The organism is Flavobacterium sp. K77 (assembly GCF_021608205.1).
GTDB lineage: Bacteria > Bacteroidota > Bacteroidia > Flavobacteriales > Flavobacteriaceae > Flavobacterium > Flavobacterium turcicum.
On record NZ_JAKIHO010000009.1, the window covers coordinates 38,755 to 56,733 of the forward strand.

Sequence of the window (17,979 nt, forward strand, 5' to 3'; positions counted from 1 at the left end):
TTGTGACACTATTTATTTTACTTCTTTTTCTTGAGTTATCGAAAGTAAAATACCAATCGCAATTATAACATCAATGATATTCCAAATGGTTCTACCTAAAGCTAACTTGAAAAAAGGTTGAAATAAAATTGCTAAAGCCATATAAACAAACATTTCATTTTTTCTATTCTGTTCATTTGCAGAATACGCTAGATAGGCAAAACCAACCATCGCTGCAAAACGTACGAATTGATAGAAACCATATGGCATGTCTAAAAGACAGAGCAAGAGTAATATTGCTAGTATTATTTTTATGAGTTTGCTATTCACTAGTTCGTTGTGTCAATTATATCTAAAAGATCATTAGTAAATGGTTTGATTATATCCAATTGTGGTAAGGTATGAGTGTCAAAAAAGTCATCTTGAAGCCTACTTAAATAAGACTCGCTAATAATATCTTGTTCTAAATATTCCTCAAAGTCAGGATGTACTCCTAAAATCACATCATTTTTTATCTTTAAATTACTTCGAATAACTTTAAAGAATTTAACCTCACTATATTCAATTTTTTCATCCGCTTTAATGGTCTCAATTGCAACTTCAATTAGCTTCAATTCGTTTTGTTCGGACAAAGAACTTGATTTTAATTCGCTGAAAAAACTTTTTAAAAACCGATGACCATCACGATTAATTTCTAAAAGTAAATTATCCAACTCTAAGTTAATATCAACATCCCCAAATATTTTCTTGTTTTGGTGCATTGCTTTTATTAAAATAATTTCTCTGTTGTCAATGTCGCCATCACAAGCCATACAAGAAAAAGCTGTCTTTAATAAAAGTCGGTCAAAAATTATCTGTTCCATTTTTACTTGTTTTTAAAACCGATTTCTGTTCGGTTATTACTATTTAATTGGTGTCCTTCCATCTTTGCCTTGATTGCATTGTAACTATTTAGCTCAGAAAGAGAAATTGAGGGTTTATTTACTTTAATAGTTTCCAAAAGGATCTGTTTGGTGATGCGTGATTTAGTTTTTAATGCCATTCTCGAAGCCTCATCACATAAGAATTTAATATCACTTGAAACATAATTTTCTGTTGCTTTTGAAAGTTCTGCATAATCTAATCCAATATCAGTTGGTCTTTTCTGTAAGTATAGTTTAAACATTAACTCTCTTGCTTCATAATCAGGAGGCGGTAGAAATATATGCTTGTCTAATCTACCTGCTCTTAATATTGCAGGATCAATTGAATTAGGTCTATTTGTTGCGCCAATAATGAAAACACCTTCATCTCCGCTGTTATTCATTTGTGCTAAAAATTCATTTACAGCACTTGTATTCATATGATTAACACTTGAATTATCCCGATTTGGAACTAATGCATCTAATTCATCTATAAATATTATACTAGGAGCATTTTTTCTTGCTTCTTCAAAAAGATTCTTAATGTTTTCTTGAGAAGCATTAACCCATTTACTTTGAATATCAGAAGGTTTTATTTGATAAAAATTAAATCCTATTTCTTCTGCCATTTTCTCGGCAAAAAAAGTTTTACCACAACCAGGAGGACCATATAAAAGCATTCCATTAGGAATTGTTAAACCATATTCTGCATACTTTTCCTTTTCGTTTAAAGCATCAATCACATCCAATTTAATGGTATCTTTTAAATCTTGCATTCCCGCAATAGATTTAAACCCTTCGCCTTTCTTTACTGATTTTAAAGCTTGGTTTTGAAATGCTGATTTTTCAAGAATAGGGTTTTCCACTTCAAGTTCACCATTAACCGCTTGAATAAATTCTTTTATGCTTTTAAATCTATTATCTGCATTGGGTTGCAGAGCTTTTGAAATAATATTGAAAGTATTCTCATCAATTTTAGCATCTGAATCTATTACTTTTAAAGGTTTTTCACGCTCTTTTAAAATAGCATCTTCCAATTTAATAGTATCTGATTTGAATCTAGACAACTCTATAAACCAAGGTGGTAAACCTACCAATAGATGATAATATAATGCACCAATTGAAAAAATATCACTTTGGATAGAGAAAACTTTATTAAAAGTCTCATTTGCAGTATAAAATAGATTAAGACCTTCTTTTTGAAAGGTTTTATGAGATTGACTTAAATATCTTGCATACCCAAAATCAATTATTTTAGGAATGGATATTTGACTAGTCATATCTAACATTACATTCAAATTTGTAATGTCATTATGTATCACAGGATTTTCCAGATTGTGCAAGTAATTTAAACCATTTGCGACACCTAAAATAATGTCTTTAGCGTTATCTTGGGAAAAGGTTTGGTCTCTTTTCATTTTATCTGCAAGAGTTTCACCACTTATAAAGTCCAAAATTGCATAAGCATATTTTTGATTATCTAATAATAGATTACCACTATCTTTAAGATTAACAATATTAGGATGTTTTAGTGTTTTGAGTATTTCAATTTCAAGGACATCATCATTTATATCAAATTGTGTTCTAGTCAATTTTGAATAGGAGAATAACTTTAAAAGTTTTGTTTTCTTCTCCTTGTCTATTACACGATAGGATTCAGCATAACTTCCTTTTTTTAAAAAGAATGTTATGGTGTACTTGTCGTCAATTACTTGACCTTTTGTTATTATAGATTTTGCGTTATTCATTTTTTATCCAACTAAAACAGAATCATCTCCGCTTGGTTTTTCTTCATTTGGCAATAAGTTGATTAAATCTATAACGATAGGATGCAAATCTTCTGTAGTTGGATTTTCGCCGATTTGTTGTAAACCATCATTTAATAATTTTCTTGCACGGTTAGTGTCTAACCAATGGTAAGAACCAAAATTTTGATTGTGTTGCCTTATGAAATTAATAAGTTGGTAAACTAATGTTAGTTGGAAAAATACTGAATGAATTTCCTCTGCCAATGCATTACCCAATTTGATATCCTGCGTTTTCAAAACTTCTTCCAACTGGTTTCGCAATTGATTCACAACTTGAGTGGAATGGTCATTCCCTAAATCTTTATTGGCTTTTTCTAAACGATAAAACTCTTCTTTTAGTTCTTCTTCTAATTTAGGCCATTCCGTGGTTTCGTTTAGTTCATCAATGGTTTTTAGTGTTTTTCTCAAATTGGTCAAAACTTCTTGTTTACCATCCACATCATTTTTGTTATTTTCAAATTTTCTCTCTAAATCAGCAATGTCATTTTCTATTTTTTGAACTTTATCATTGTTTACTCCTTCTTCTTTCAGTTCTTCGATACTTCCTTTTGCTTTGCGAATTTCATTGGATAACCATTTGGTTTCGATTGACTGAACCGTTCTTTCTACAGTTGCATCAAAAGAAAAATCTAAATACGGAAAATATGCTGTTACAGAAATTTGTTCCGATCTATCAATATTAACGGTTAAATCTACATCACTACTTTCAGGTAATAATGCAGGTAAATCTCCTCCACTAATTATAATATCAAAAACATGATTATTATATATTGCCCTAGTACCCTCTGCCTTGTGTTCGCCTTCAAAAATTGGAATTTTAATAAAATCAGATTCCATTCCTGGGCGAATTTGTTTTTGTGTTTTTAATCCGTTTCTTGTACCAACCGCTGGAATAGTTTTGTTTTTCTCTAAATTTTTTAAGGTTTCAAAAACTATTTTACCTGTTTCTCTTTTCTTAATTTCAATTCCTATGTTGTAAGCTAATGTTGCATTTCCAATTTTCGAACCTTGAATAACAGAAAATTCTTTTGGCTCACTTTCTAAAATATTTCCTTTATCGTCATACAATGTAACACTAAAACCATTAGTTTTACCTTCAATCAATTGCGTTTCAATGACTTCTCCAATTTCGTTAATTTCAATTTTTCCGCTTGACCAAGCTTTGTCACTTCTTGTAATTTCAGCAAAAACTTTTTCAGGAATTGTTCCTTCAGTTTTATCTGCTAAAATTTTTAGCGTTACAAATTCTTCTAATTCTACTGTTGATGCTTCATGTCCAATTTCGATTTGAATTTTCGATTTATCTCTTGTTTGCTCTTTTATTTCTTCCGATACATCAATTGTAGAAGCATATAAAGCTGCTCCTTTTGACACTACTGTCATTGGGTCAACATTTGTGTCTGGTTTGCAAATTTGTTTCTCTAACATATTTCTAACAACAGGTGAAAATGTGGGACCACCTACTAAAATCAAGGAATCCAAAGACGAACCTTTTAAATTGTTGCGTTCTATAAGTTTTTTGGAAATATCAATTGCTTTTTGAAACACTGGCGACAAGGCTCTTTCCATATCGCTTTGCGTAACTGTAATATCTAATTCAAACTCTTCTTCGTTATCGTCCTCACCTGGTATATCTCCTAAATCTGATAAAATATTATGCGTATCATTAAAGGATAATTTTATTTTAGTTTCCTCTGCATAAAACTTCATTGCATTACGCAAAATTTGTTTTTTGTTATCGTCTTCTAAGATTGAATCTATAGCATAATTTTGCTCGATATACGGCATAATAATTTCATCAACAATGGCTAAATCTAAATTTTTACCACCTAAATAATTATCTCCTTCTGTGTCTTTAACTGTCATAATACCATCTTCCACTTTTAGCAATGCGGCATCAAAAGTTCCACCACCAAAATCAAATACTAACCAAAAGCCATCTTTCTTTTTACTATCTACACCATAAGCCATAGCAGCAGCAACAGGTTCTTGCAATAATTCTATATGATTAAATCCTGCTAATTTTGCCGCTTCCCGGGTTGCTTCTTTTTGATTGTTTCCAAATGCAGCAGGAACTGTAATTACAACTGCATTGACATTTTCATCTTTAACAAATGATTTCAAAGTTTTTAAAACTTCTGCTGATAATTCTTCTGAACTCAATTCTGTTCCCAAATTGGAACTAGAATATTTTTTATCCGTTCCCATTGTTCGTTTGAACTCGATATATGAATTAGAGTCACTATCGTCCCAATTTTTCATTGCACTAAGCTTATCTCTTTTTAATGCGTTGTAAGCACTATCACCAACCTGAATTGCTTTTTTCTTATTAATATAAACAGAAGAAGGCATAGTGTCTTTTAATGTGTCTGTCTTTTTTATGGTTGCTTCTCCATTTTCTATTCTTGAAATTGCGGAATTTGTTGTACCTAAATCAATACCGTAGTCTATTTTAGTTCTTGCCATGTTTTTAATTTTTTTATTCTCCAACACTTACTTCAATTTGTGCAGATTGAATCATTTCGTTTTTATAATTAACTTGTGGTTTAATAATTCTTGTAATAATTTGTTTTCCTGTTTCTATCTCTTCGCTTGGAATGAAGTTAGCTATTACTTTCATTCCTTCGTTATAATCTTTACCTAACATTTCTACCAATTCGTAACCGTTGGAAGCGAAATTGTCTTGTATTCTTTTTACAGATGCAGACAGTTGTTTTAATCCTTTGGTACTAGCATCCATTTGTTGCAAATTTTTATGAATTCGAACTATTTCATCAGCCACTTTTAAAGCTAAAGAATGATCGATTTCAGTATTTGAACTTGTTGATACTATAAGTTTTTCTTCTTGTTTCAGTTTCAATTGAGTGTCCAAAACTTCAACCAATTTGCTATCTAATTTGATACTCTCCTCTTCTAAAGTTTTTTTAGTATTTCTAATTTGAGTTTCCACATCTGTTTTGCTTGTTGCAATTCGTTTGCCTAACAACCAATATAAAACCCCACCCAAAAGTAAGGTTGCTAATGTTCCAATTATCCAATACAAACGGTTTGTATTTACATCTTTGTCAAGTTTTGAAATACTATCTTTAGCAGTAGTTTCTGTTTGTTGGATTTTTGTACCTAAATCGTTTGCAATAGTTTTAATATTTTGGACATTCTCAGCCGTCTTTGATTTTAGGCTTTCAATTTCAGTTTTTTGGCTAACAGTTTTTGCAGTAAGTTTTGCCAGTTCAGTTTTTTGCTGGCTGATTACAACTTGTTGATTGTTTAATTTTTGAGTTAGAGACACAATGTCTTGCTGTTGCTTTTGCAAGTCAGGATTTTTTTCTTGTGCAAAAAGAATTGTTGCAAAAAGAATAAAGGGAATGAGTATCGTTTTTTTCATTATTTTCTAATTATTTTAATTAATTGGTCTAAAAATGTGCGTATTAATTCGTTTGTTTTCGGCTTATGTTTTAGCTTCTCAACTAAGTGGGGTGAGTATTTATAGTAAAATCTAATGAAATAGTTTCCTAATTTTGTTTTACTTAAAAAGCCATCTCTAAATTTTCTCAACTCAATTACTTGTGGGTGATCATAATCACCGTACGCCATTGTTGCTATGTAGCAGCCACTAGTTGCATTTTCGATGGTCTTACCAACTTCCTTTGCTGTAGATTTTGCTTGAGCTCCTCTTACGTCTTTCCAATAGCACAGATGTTTTACTTGGTTTATTTGGAATGGTCCAAGTTTACCAAACAAGAAATCTACTAAATTTTTATATTCCGAGACTTTACTTTGATTTGAACAACCCTGTATAGCTAAAACGTCCTTCGTACTTATTCCATTACTGACCACTTCAACAACTTTATCCCAATTTAAACATTCTGCCTTCATTTTGTCCACTTTAGAATAGTTGATAGTTTGATTATATGACATTGTCATTCTCATCCTGTCAACTTGCGCATCAACTTCACTGATAGCCTTCTCATATGCCGATTTAATTGAGCTCAATATTGCAATGGCTTTATCAACCTTTTGGTCTTTCATATCTTCAAGAGTTGCAAGACTATCTTTTACTTTATCTTTTGTTAGCTTACCAACTGCAATTGAATCAGCAAATAAATTTAAACGCTTAGCGTTTTCTAAGTATTCTTCTGAACTGTCATTTTTTTGGCTCTCATTAAAGTAATCAATACCACATTGCATTATTTCTTTCGCTAGGTTGTCAGCAATCATTTTGTATTTTAAATCATTAACACCAAGTAATGAATTTAAAAGAGTTAAATCAGATTTAGTGTTTTCGTATAGTTTTAAACCATATTGAAAAGCATTTATTCTATTTTCATTTCTTTTCTTTTTTGTTCTTTCAATTTGACTTTCAATATTGTGTACTGGTTCTTCGGTAAACTTTTGTGATAAATATTTTTGAGTTGTTCCGTTGCAATTGCTAAATAATTTTAGTGTGTCTACATTTGAGTATTTACCTTGAAATTGCTTTATTATTTCATTAATAAAATTTTCGACTTGCTTTTGATTGTCTATGATATAGGCTTCTCCAGCAACAGAGTGAACGAAGTTTGTAAAACTATCCGATTCTATCAGTTTTATTTTTTTCTCAATGCCTTCTTTAATTTCCTCTATAGATTCTCCTAATAATTTTAATGTACCAATATTATTAAAACAAGAATAGTTTTTAGGAGTTACCTCTTTTTCTGTAGTAACTTTACTCCAAATTTCAATTGCTTTCTCCTTATCTCCATTTCTTAAATAATTAATAGCAGTTTCATCAAAGGAATTAGTATTTAAAAACCAGAACAATGAATTTTCAAGCATTTCCTTAGATTGTTGAATAGCTGAGAATGCTTTTTCAATTAAATCGTTTTCTCTTTTAATGATGTCAAACAATGGAAAATCGAAATCAGAAGTAACTTGTTTTCCAACTTTAGCATAAGCTGTTACTTTACTTTTTCTGCTTTGAATTTCTTTAGCGCTTGCGTTTGAAAGAATTCCTATTATCCTATATGGGTTGTTTTTGATTATATCCATTTCTAAATCAATTTTTAAAACTCTGTTGAAATATTGCTTTTAATAGTAAATTTTAAACATTTTATCTTGTTCTAGTTACAATGTAAAACTGCCAAGAATATCCTTGATTACTATTAAGATTTTCAGTTCCTATGTAGGGAATGACACCAGGGGCTGAAGCTCTGAAATCATATTCGCCTGGAGTTAGATTAATGTTTTTTGTTTCGTATGGGTTGAAATAAAACAGCTCTGCATTTAACTTCAATGTAAGTGTCTTTCTTGTGTTATTGAATATTTTTAATTCGGAATTATAATTCGAAGTCTGGCCATCAGGTGTAAATACACTTTCATTACTTTTATTAACCAGTTTGCCAACCTTCACAAAAGATTTATGAACATAACCTTCTTTATCAGTATTTATATCAATGATATTGTAGTAGTCATTCTCTGTTTCAAGTGAGATAATAAAGATTTGTGTCTGTGCTTTTAAGGAACTAATTATCTGATCAGAACTTCTAGATCCTGCTCTAAAATTTACTTGCTTGGTAATTGTGCCGAGGTAGGATTGGCTGTAAATACAATTTGATATTAACAGAAAAAGTAATACTATTTGTTTTTTCATATTTCAATTTTAACGTTGTACCGTATAGCATAAGTTTTACCAAACCTACAAAGAATAAAAGATCGCACTTTACGGTTTTCCACATTTACGGAAAAAAATAAACCCGTATTTCATAGCAATTGATTTGGTTGGGCTCTATTTGATTCAAAAAACGTAAAATAGCACCTATTTTTCTTTATTTCCTATACCCACTTTTAGTGATATTTCTTTAAAATGAAATTCATTAAAGTGAAAAATGGGTCATTAAAAAACTGACGAAGATATTATCTAAAAAAAAGGTCTCAGTTAACAATGCGACTTAATTTTTAGTGAATTCCTCAAAAAATTATTTCCAGCTTACTAAAACATCCTCAACCTACTTTCCAACAACTCCAAATATTTCTCTTTCATATCATCATTAAGAAAAGAAATTTCAAGCAACTGGTTCCATTCAGGAGCTGCTTTTTTCATTTGTTCAAGAATACTTGCTATCGTTTTTTCGTTGAGTTGTAATCTTTCCTTGCCGTAGTAATCTATGAAATCAGTTGCTTTTAAATTACTTTTTTTTCCCTTTAAGGTCAGTGCAATTTCCTCTTCTGGATTTTTAACTGCTATGGTAGAATTTAGAAAATCATAAATAGGTGCCAGTGTTGTTTTTCCATTTTTGGTAATAAGTGAAAAATTTTTCAAATGCATGTCTTCATTTCCAGTTACATAACAAAAAAGAATTCTTTTGAAAAAATCAGCTTTTTCAATTGCAGGAAAGGAACAGTACTCGTCCATTACAGGAATCAATTTTTCCATCGTAAAACGATACTTGGTGTCTCTTGTATTACCAGTCAATTGCGCAAAATCTTCTGTTGCGAACTTTCTTCCCTTCCCATAACGATCAAAACGTTTAATGAAATAAGACAAACTACCATCCTTACCATAAAGCATCCCGTGAAATGGCACTTCTAAACCAAACACTTTTGCCATTCGCATAGTTACATCTTCATTTTCTGGCAATTGAGGAAATAAATCATTTTGAGGCTTTATAATGTAAGTTCCAAATTGGTCCACAATTTTAAATTCTTGATCCACTATTGAAATAGTTCCACTAAGCTTTGGCTGCACACCCTGAATAGATAGCTTTTTAGCTCTATTTGCGGCTTCCTGACGAAGTTCAACAGCTGTATAGGGTAAATCATTTAAATACGTCAGTTTAGGAGCTATCATTCGAAGTCCTTTTTCACTATAGGTAGCAGTACCGCACAACTCATATGTAATCGGACATCTATACATCTTCCATCAATTTAACCGTTACTGCTCCAACAAGGTCATTTCCTGTTGCTACCAGTTGAGAGAAATAATCTTTTTTATCAATTTTCACAATTCGTAGTAATCCCTCTAACATTACTCCTTCAGGTAATAGCCCTTCAAAAAAAGGAGGAAAGCATGTATAGCTATATTTTTTCTGAGTTGTAGGCATAGTCATTGAAACCGCTTCACCATCATAATTCTCATCATACTCAAAATGATAGTCGTTAGCAGCAATCTCCGTTAAAATTCCAGCTCTTTTTCCGTGTGCAAATACAATTGCTCTTCTCATAATTATTTATTTAAAGGACTTTTGAATTCCACTTTAATATTTAGCACGCAGAGTACTGCCAAAAGATTGTTGAGCCGAACTGTTTCTTTATTTTTTTCTATATCAAAAACAGTGGTCTTACCTACTCCCGCTAAGTCGGCTAGTTCAAGTTGTGTCAATCCTGCTTTTTTTCGATGGTCTTTTATGAAAGTACCTAAATCAAAATCATCCATTTTATACTGTTTTAACGGTAAAAATAAGCAATTTAACAATACGCATGTCTTAAAATATTAAAAACCTTTTATTTTTACTGCTATAGCAGTAAATAAAACAGGAAACCAAAACAATAACATAACGTTAGAAGTAAAACACATTAATTACTGCTATGGCAGTAAAAAATTAATTAAAAATAAATCTCCCTACAAATTCATTTCCTCCAATTAAGAATAATATAAAAACACAAAAGAACTTTTTTTCTTACAAATACTAATTTTAATTTTTTATGCTAAAAATGATCAAAAAAAGGCTTATTTTTGACTGTGCAAACTTCTGTAGACCAATATAGCAGGCTAAAAAAAAGTTGTACCTAATTTGTACCTCGAAATGCGAGATACCGCCATTACTATATAACTAAACTTCCTGTATCGGGAAGTAATTTCCAGCATCACCTTACTCCCAGTGTTTTGGCTGCCCATTCCTGCTATACACTAAAAGTCCGCGGGAATCGCCTTAGTAACATAAACCCAAAACGAGCTTCCGTTGGTCGCTGTTTTGGGTTTTGTTTTTTAAAGGCTCCTACCCTTGCGGGCTTTTCGTTGCTATCAGGGTTAGTAAGAGTTACGTTTCATTCATAAATTAAACTAGAAGTGACGAGTTGCCTTAGCTGATAATATTAGAAAAATACTTGCATACTTGCATACTTGCCTACTTATCATCAAATGACACCAATTATCACTACTTTAAAATAGAACCAGTAATTTAAATCGATTGCCTCTTCAATTCCTGATTACAAACTCCATAACTTCTAAATCATCGAATAAAGCTATTTCCTTAACTAAAGTTCTTTTATTGACAAGATATAAAGCTTTCCAATGCCTAGATAAGTGAAATATGCAATCCATAATCAATATCAAAAAAGTGATGTCCAATATATCAAAAAACACTTCGTATATTTGATTTTTACAAAATCATGAGTCACATCACTATCAAAGAACTGTATCGGGAAATATTAAAAAACTCCAATACGGATGTTAATCAATTCGTACAGGAAAATCTCAATAAGGATATAGGACACTTTAATGTATTCAATATCGAAAACTTGTACCAAAAAAGTACTAGTAAACCTGAGATGCCTTATAACATCCGAACGTACTATAAAGTCAGTTTGATCAAAGGTAGTAACACAGTTGAATATGCTAACAAGACTGTCCAGATTAATGAATTCGGCGTACTGTTTGCATCTCCCAAAATTCCTTATCGCTATACACCAAATACTACCGATCAATCTGGACATTTTTGTGTGTTCACCAAAGATTTTTTACCCTATACTAAAACGGGTTTAGATCTCGATACTTTACATGTTTTCTCTAACCAAAGCGATTTTCTATTCCAAATTTCTGAAGTACAATTCCAGCAATTTGAAGCTATATTTGAAAAAATGCACCTCGAAATTAGTTCCGATTACGAATTCAAATACGATCTCCTCAGGAATTACCTTATCGAATTAATTCACAACGGTCAAAAACTACATCCTTTACCAATCAGTTCAAATAGTAAAACAGCTGCTTCACGAATTACATCTTTGTTTATAGAACTTTTAGAACGTCAATTCCCTATCGCAAACTCATCACAAGTTTTACAAAATAAATCGCCCAAAGACTATGCAAATCAATTGAATGTGCATGTCAATCATTTGAACAAGGTTTTGAAGGAAGCTATTGGCAAAACTACTTCTGAAATTATTTCAAGTCGTATCAATCAAGAGGCAAAAATATTATTAAAGGAATCCAGTTGGAACATCTCGGAAATAGCTAATGCTTTGGGATTTGATGAAGTTGCTCATTTTTCTAACTTTTTTAAAAAGCACAACCAACAAGCACCAAATAACTTTCGTGAGAAATAATTTGATTTTTGCAATTTATCGATTGAAAATTACAAGTACTCGTTCACTACTTTACCGCAACTTTGTGTAATCATTAAAAAACACAAAAACATGTCACAACAAGTAAATAAAATAGTCATGATTACAGGCGGTAGTCGTGGATTAGGAAAAGATGCTGCTTTACAATTGGCTAAAAAAGGATTTGATGTAATTATCACTTACCAATCAAAAAAAGAGGCGGCAGATCAAGTTGTAGAAGCTTTAACTAAATTGGGTAATAAGTCTTTTGCTTTGGCCTTAAACTTATCAGATGCTAGTACTTTTGAAAACTTCAAAAAGGAGGTTACAGCAATTTTAGAAACTTCTTTTGAAGGACGAAAACTTAATGCTTTAGTCAACAATGCAGGAATTGGCATCAACATTCCATTCGAAACTACTACTGAGGAAGCATTAGATGCCATGACAAACATTCATTTTAAAGGCCCTTTTATGTTGACTCAAAAGTTATTGCCTTTGTTAGAGGATGGAAGCAGTATTGTAAACACCTCATCTGGATTGGCACGTTTCTCATTTGTAGGATATGCAGCATACGGGGCAATGAAAGCTGCAATCGACTCATTGACACGGTATCAAGCATTAGAATTAGGAAACAGAAAAATCAGAGTTAACTCGGTAGCGCCAGGTGCAATTGAAACAGATTTTGGCGGTGGTTTAGTGCGAGACAATGCCGATTTCAATCATCATATTTCCTCAGAAACCGCATTAGGCCGTGTGGGCTTACCTGATGATATTGGGACTGTAGTAGCCTTCCTTTGCTCTGATGACTCCAAGTGGATCAACGCACAACGCATAGAAGTTTCGGGTGGATTCAGAATATAAAGCCCCCATTTTAATCATAAGCCTCCATGTATTTGTAATGTTTGGAGGCTTTTTTATTTTAGAAAATGACTGATTTTTTTTAGGTCTTAATTGTCTCTGGGATTAAATCAATTCCATATATAGTTCTGTTTGTTCTTTTTCTGTATTCTTTTAGTATATCGATAAGTGTTTCCTTATTCCAATCTGAATAACTATTTATGTAATAATATTTATCATTAGAATATATTTCAATATACAATTTTTCGTTATTCTCTTTTTGTTTTATTTCAAGAGAAGTATCATTAATATTTAGTGAATCAGTGAATTTTGAATTGAAATCTAATCCTAAAACTTGAAATTTATCATCTATGAATTTAACTTCTGTGACAACAGTTCTAATATCTCTGATGTGATAATAAAGTCCTATAAAAAAGCAAATTATTCCAAAAATATAAAAGTAGATTTTATTATCTTCTGAATATGTTTTTGCATATTTTACTCTGAAAAATAGGATTCCCAAAGCTAATACAATAGGGCCTAATTTTTTTATAAGTCTAATCCAAAATGAGACTTGTTCTCCCTTAAATGATATTGTCATAGATTATGTTGGTTTAAATTGTCGCACAACGTTGCGTGATCTTCACAATCTGCGTAATAATATTTTCCATTTTTTTCTACGACCATTTCACTCAACACAATCTCGTCTGGTTCGATATTTCTTCCACAACTTAAAAAGCTGAAAAGAATCAATAAAAGTGAAATTTTGTGTAGTGTTCTCATAAAACTAGTAATATCTTATTGGAGCCTAAATAGGTTGCAAACTTCGGAACCAATTATTTTTTATTAAAAACATTTTTTTTGCGTGAAATAAATTTGAATTTACTACAAAATCCGCAATCCTGCTAAACGCCTGATGTATGTAGTTTTCTTATTTGCAAAAGTTAATAATATAATTTCTGACTTTAAAATTTTTTACGTCGCCAACTTTTAAAAATGAATTACAAGCTTCTTCATTTTTGCTCACAGCTAAATATGAAATCCCTAAGTTAATAAATGTTTCACTGTATAAAAAACCTAATCTTTCTCTAATAGAATTTAAATCCATAAGATTAAGTTTTTCATATTCGATTATTGCTTTATCAAATTCGTTATTTTCAAAGTGCAAATTCCCTTTTTTGTGAATCGGATAAAACTCTTTCTCTATTTTTTCGGTTCCACCTTTAAACATTTGAAAGAAATTAAAATTATGTTTGATTAAAAACTCTTTACCAGTTTCATTTTTAAAATACGCTTCAGCTTTATTTAATGCAACAATGAACTCATTGTCAAATGATTTTGAAATACCGTTTAAAATTTTAATGTCTTTAATTTTTCCATCTTTAGACAACACAAATTCTGATGTAAATATATTATTCTTAGTAGATTCAGATGTGTATTGCGAGATGTTTTTCCTTAAAAAGTCTTCAAAAGTTAATTCGTTATTGAATTGTGGTTTATAAATTTCATTTGAAATATAAAGAGTATCTTGATTTCTTATTTCAATATCTGATTTGAATTCAATGTATTTATTTAAAAATTCTTCTTTTTTTGATAGAATTTGAATTTTGTCATCGCCTTTTTCTTGAATTAATAAATTATTGTTTTCGAACGAGAAAAGTAATTCTCTGAAATCTAGTTTTATTGAATTATTTGCATATTTAGCATTAAATTTTTGGTCATTTATTTGAATTGAGTTTGTTGAAAAATCATATTTGGTAAAAGTTGAATATGAAATATGATTTATTTCCAAAGGATTTCCATTTTCATAAATTGTTTTTTCTAAAATCCAAGTTCCAGTTAACTTTTGGGAATAGACATTTATACAATTTATAATTGTCAATAGTAAGAATATTTTCTTTCTCATTTTTTTTTAAATTACCACCAACGCTCCGGCGCTTAGCGAGGTTGCGAACTTCGGAACCAATCATTTTCTATCAAAAATATTTTTTTTTGCACGAAATAAACTTGAATTTACTAAAAAATCCGACCTATTGCAAAATTGCTGTTATATGCAGTTATATTTTATAAGGTTCTTTCTTTTCAAACTTTTTTGTTATTTCATTTAGAATATATATTTCTGGTTTACAATATATACAACCATTGTAATAATAATTTCCTTCTTCAGGCGGATTAATAATTAACATTCTACTGTCTTTTTTAAATTCTGATCCCACTGATGAATCTGGAGCATCATATATTTTTCCAGTTCTTCTATCGATTAGAACGTTCATCTGACAAGGACTTCCACAACCCCAAGTAGCAAAAATGTAATGCCCTGCAAAGAGATTTTCATTATCATTATAACTTTCTCTAATTGCAGTTCTGAATTGCTTTCCTAAGTCGTGAGAATTTAAGTCAAGTTTGGCTTTTACATTTTCGATGCTAACTTTAAAATCATCAAAAGTTATATATGGTTCAAATTTTATTAGAACTTCTTTAATCTTATCTTTCTGAATTGTTGTATCTCCATAAATAATTACACTTCCTTCATTCAATATAGTATCAATTACAGGTCTTATTTCCGCTTTCTTTTCACCTGATTTAAAAGTGTCTGATTTAATTTCTGGTATGCTCAATTTTTTATTTTTATCAGAACATGATAAAAATAGAAGGATTGTTGTTATAAAATATGAGCATCTTTTCATAATTGCATATATCTTTCCGCGCTACACGGTTTTCTTCTAAATTAACGTTATTATCCGAAATAGCCAAAATCCCCAATTATAACACCATTTGCCCATCAGTACAAAGGCCCAAATCCTTTGTAGATGCTTTTATGCGTTGCTTTTCTTTCGTTAATATATTAGTTTTCGTTTCCCACTTTTGCGGTCTGTCCCATCGAGTTTAGCATTTTTAAACCGGCCATTGCTAAACCATTTTCAGGGAACTCCTTCAGTGTCTGTTCGTAATATTCTATGGCTTTTTGTCCATTACTTGTTTGGCTATAACAAAATGCAATATTACATAACCCCATTTCTTTGTAAGACATTTTTGAAGAACTTAAGAGTGTTAAAAATCGATACTTGTCTACCCAATTGTTCTCGCTAAAGAAATCAACACTTTTTTCAAATAAGGGAAGCGCGGTTTCAAATTGTTGCCGTTTTACAAGTTTCAGTCCTTGTTGGTGGTCTTTTGCAATCAAGTTTCTAAGTCCAAAAGATATAATTAAATAAGTCAGCATACCGTAAAGGAAAGGCGCGCTCACTCCTAACAAATGATAGACAAAGATTATAAGTCCCATAAATATGTAATGAGGAACTAAAGAGACCCAAGCGAATTGTCTAACTGTTGGTACGTTTGATGTCATTTTCAATTTTGTTTGATTTATTTTGTTTTTAATTATGAAGTTTTGTCTTAAAGTATCGCATATCGTTCTCGCACTTGGCGAGGTTGCGAACTTCGGAACCGATTACTTTATATTAAAGATAAAATTTCTTGCGAAACGTAAACGTGAATTTACTACAAAGTTCGGCATATTGCCCAACTGCTGTTATACGGTCGGTTTTTCATTTAAAATCTATATCCAATTCTTAAGTGCAAGTTAGCCGCCGTTTCTGCTTCATTTTTTGAATATCCAATACTTTTAGCAAAAATGTATCTGTATCCAATTCCAATGCCAGTTTCATATGTAAAATGGTTTCCAATATTTCTTTTTATGCCCCAAGTTGGAATTATTGAAATTTGGTCAACTACTTCTACTTTGTCATAATTTGAAATAACAAACCAATTTGGGTTATAGCTTGTTTGCAAGGTTAAAAAATTTCCACTATTCCCACTTATATTTCTTGATTTGGATACTCTTTTGTTAAGATTATAATACCATCTTGGTTCTAATCTAATTACTGGAGTCATTAAATACCCATTTTCAGGATAAAAACTTCCACCCCAAAATCCAGCATCCATTCCAAACTCTACTCTTAATGCAATTTTATTTGTAAGTTTTACTTCTCGATGTGCCCAAATTCCCAAAATTCCTGTTTGTACCCCAAAAGTTGATTTTTCAACACTTGCATTTTGCGCGTTTGTAATAATTGTAAATAAACAAATTGATAAAGTTATTATCATTTTAGTTTTAAGTTTTACTTTCATAGATCTAATTAGTTTTTGTGTTACTTTGAAATATAACTTTTCTATTTTTATGGGTTTTCTGTTGCTACAAACTGACGCAGAATATTCTTGCGCTGCAATAAATTTGGGATTAAATCAGCATTATATTTCGGATTTGCCACTCGAGCGATAGCGAACAGGCGAAGCAAATCATCCCAAATACAAACCAATTTTTCCATTAAGATTAATACACAAATCGCTTGTAGCGTTTGTTACCAGCAGTATTTTTATTTAACATCCCATTGGAGTTTCGACAACAATAGTTTTGGTAATTATTTGTCCGTTGTCTTTATGTTTTCCTTTTATTCTTAAAAAATATCGACTTATTCCAACTTCGCTATTGTTATCAATTATTTTTTTGTTTTTCGAAATCAGTTTATACATTTCATCACCACATTCTGTTTTAGCTTTCTCTTTTAATTCTTCAATTTTAACTTCTGGAAATTTTGTATATTCTTTTTCAGAATATTTTTCACAAATGAACTCTTTGGATTCATTTGCTTTTAAAGTTTTCCAATCAGAATAATAATGTTTCCATTCGGTTAAATCACAATGAGGTCCTTCGTTTGTTATTGTTATACTAGTTTCGTAGCGTTGTTCAATTGTGAAATCTTTAATTTGGTTTGATAAAACCGTTATTTTTTGACTTTCTATTGTCTCGCCAAGTTCAGCATAAATAATTACAGTATCATTTTGAACTTGATTAAGTTTATTTTCTTCGTCAAAAATTAAAAGTCTATTTATAGAAATTGATAATTCTCGAAATTTAATATCTGTTATCGTGTCTTCTTCAGTTTTTTCATTTTGTAACATTTCTTCAGACCTTAAAGTTCCTGAAGACACTTTATTTGAGATGTTTATTTTATCAGGATTATTTATTGCAATTTCTGTATTTGTTGATACTTTGTTACAAGAGTAAAATATGATAAATGTCGTTAAGATGAATGTTATTTTTAGTTTTTTCATAATATTGCTGGTAGCGTTCCGGCGCTTCGAGACAATTGCGA

The 17,979-nt window shown here is 30.9% G+C and carries 18 protein-coding genes; 2 read left to right on the forward strand and 16 right to left on the reverse strand.

What is annotated here, in order from left to right; genetic code table 11:
- Nucleotides 1-12: 12 nt before the first annotated feature.
- From L1S34_RS13740 to L1S34_RS13785, 10 genes are all read right to left on the reverse strand, one after another.
- Entirely contained in the window at nt 13-249 is a 237-nt protein-coding gene (locus tag L1S34_RS13740; RefSeq protein WP_236364596.1) for a DUF6804 family protein, read from the reverse strand.
- A gap of 59 nt (nt 250-308) precedes the next feature.
- On the reverse strand, nt 309-842 hold the full coding sequence (locus L1S34_RS13745) for a hypothetical protein (protein ID WP_236364525.1): 534 nt from the start codon (nt 840-842) through the stop codon (nt 309-311).
- A 2-nt stretch (nt 843-844) separates the two neighbouring features.
- Nucleotides 845-2,629, reverse strand: coding sequence for an AAA family ATPase (locus L1S34_RS13750; protein ID WP_236364528.1), 1,785 nt, complete (start codon nt 2,627-2,629; stop codon nt 845-847).
- Between the two features lie 3 nt (nt 2,630-2,632).
- On the reverse strand, nt 2,633-5,155 hold the full coding sequence (locus tag L1S34_RS13755; protein ID WP_236364529.1) for an Hsp70 family protein: 2,523 nt from the start codon (nt 5,153-5,155) through the stop codon (nt 2,633-2,635).
- A 13-nt stretch (nt 5,156-5,168) separates the two neighbouring features.
- A complete protein-coding gene (locus L1S34_RS13760; protein ID WP_236364531.1) occupies nt 5,169-6,074 on the reverse strand; it encodes a hypothetical protein in 906 nt (301 codons plus the stop codon).
- Nucleotides 6,074-7,717: a CFI-box-CTERM domain-containing protein gene (locus L1S34_RS13765; protein WP_236364533.1), complete on the reverse strand. Its 1,644-nt coding sequence runs from the start codon at nt 7,715-7,717 to the stop codon at nt 6,074-6,076. Before L1S34_RS13765 ends, L1S34_RS13760 begins: the two co-directional genes overlap by 1 nt.
- A gap of 61 nt (nt 7,718-7,778) precedes the next feature.
- A complete protein-coding gene (locus L1S34_RS13770; protein WP_236364535.1) occupies nt 7,779-8,318 on the reverse strand; it encodes an SH3 domain-containing protein in 540 nt (179 codons plus the stop codon).
- A gap of 339 nt (nt 8,319-8,657) precedes the next feature.
- Nucleotides 8,658-9,581, reverse strand: a complete 924-nt coding sequence (locus L1S34_RS13775; protein WP_236364537.1) for a HipA domain-containing protein — start codon at nt 9,579-9,581, stop codon at nt 8,658-8,660.
- Nucleotides 9,574-9,888 (reverse strand): HipA N-terminal domain-containing protein, encoded by a 315-nt coding sequence (locus L1S34_RS13780; RefSeq protein WP_236364538.1) that lies wholly within the window; start codon nt 9,886-9,888, stop codon nt 9,574-9,576. The genes L1S34_RS13775 and L1S34_RS13780 overlap by 8 nt, the downstream gene beginning before the upstream one ends.
- 2 nt (nt 9,889-9,890) lie before the next feature.
- The gene (locus L1S34_RS13785) at nt 9,891-10,100 is read right to left on the reverse strand and encodes a helix-turn-helix transcriptional regulator (protein WP_236364540.1); all 210 of its coding nucleotides are present in this window, start codon (nt 10,098-10,100) and stop codon (nt 9,891-9,893) included.
- 956 nt (nt 10,101-11,056) lie between these two features.
- Between L1S34_RS13785 and L1S34_RS13790 the strand changes: the two genes are divergently transcribed.
- Nucleotides 11,057-11,989, forward strand: coding sequence for a helix-turn-helix domain-containing protein (locus L1S34_RS13790; protein ID WP_236364542.1), 933 nt, complete (start codon nt 11,057-11,059; stop codon nt 11,987-11,989).
- Nucleotides 11,990-12,079: 90 nt separating this feature from the next.
- Nucleotides 12,080-12,847 (forward strand): SDR family NAD(P)-dependent oxidoreductase, encoded by a 768-nt coding sequence (locus L1S34_RS13795; RefSeq protein ID WP_236364544.1) that lies wholly within the window; start codon nt 12,080-12,082, stop codon nt 12,845-12,847.
- Between the two features lie 79 nt (nt 12,848-12,926).
- On the opposite strand, the gene L1S34_RS13800 is transcribed toward L1S34_RS13795, so the two are convergent.
- The 6 genes from L1S34_RS13800 to L1S34_RS13825 form a co-directional block, all read right to left on the reverse strand.
- Nucleotides 12,927-13,424 carry a hypothetical protein gene (locus L1S34_RS13800; protein ID WP_236364546.1) on the reverse strand — a complete coding sequence of 166 codons (498 nt, stop codon included), beginning with the start codon at nt 13,422-13,424 and terminating at the stop codon, nt 12,927-12,929.
- A 330-nt stretch (nt 13,425-13,754) separates the two neighbouring features.
- Nucleotides 13,755-14,729 carry a hypothetical protein gene (locus L1S34_RS13805; protein WP_236364548.1) on the reverse strand — a complete coding sequence of 325 codons (975 nt, stop codon included), beginning with the start codon at nt 14,727-14,729 and terminating at the stop codon, nt 13,755-13,757.
- Nucleotides 14,730-14,880: 151 nt separating this feature from the next.
- The gene (locus L1S34_RS13810; protein ID WP_236364550.1) at nt 14,881-15,441 is read right to left on the reverse strand and encodes a hypothetical protein; all 561 of its coding nucleotides are present in this window, start codon (nt 15,439-15,441) and stop codon (nt 14,881-14,883) included.
- Nucleotides 15,442-15,668: 227 nt separating this feature from the next.
- Nucleotides 15,669-16,172: a tetratricopeptide repeat protein gene (locus L1S34_RS13815; protein ID WP_236364552.1), complete on the reverse strand. Its 504-nt coding sequence runs from the start codon at nt 16,170-16,172 to the stop codon at nt 15,669-15,671.
- A gap of 203 nt (nt 16,173-16,375) precedes the next feature.
- On the reverse strand, nt 16,376-16,954 hold the full coding sequence (locus L1S34_RS13820; RefSeq protein ID WP_236364554.1) for a hypothetical protein: 579 nt from the start codon (nt 16,952-16,954) through the stop codon (nt 16,376-16,378).
- A gap of 249 nt (nt 16,955-17,203) precedes the next feature.
- Complete coding sequence (locus tag L1S34_RS13825; RefSeq protein ID WP_236364556.1) at nt 17,204-17,938, reverse strand: hypothetical protein; 735 nt, start codon at nt 17,936-17,938, stop codon at nt 17,204-17,206.
- Between the last annotated feature and the right edge of the window lie 41 nt (nt 17,939-17,979).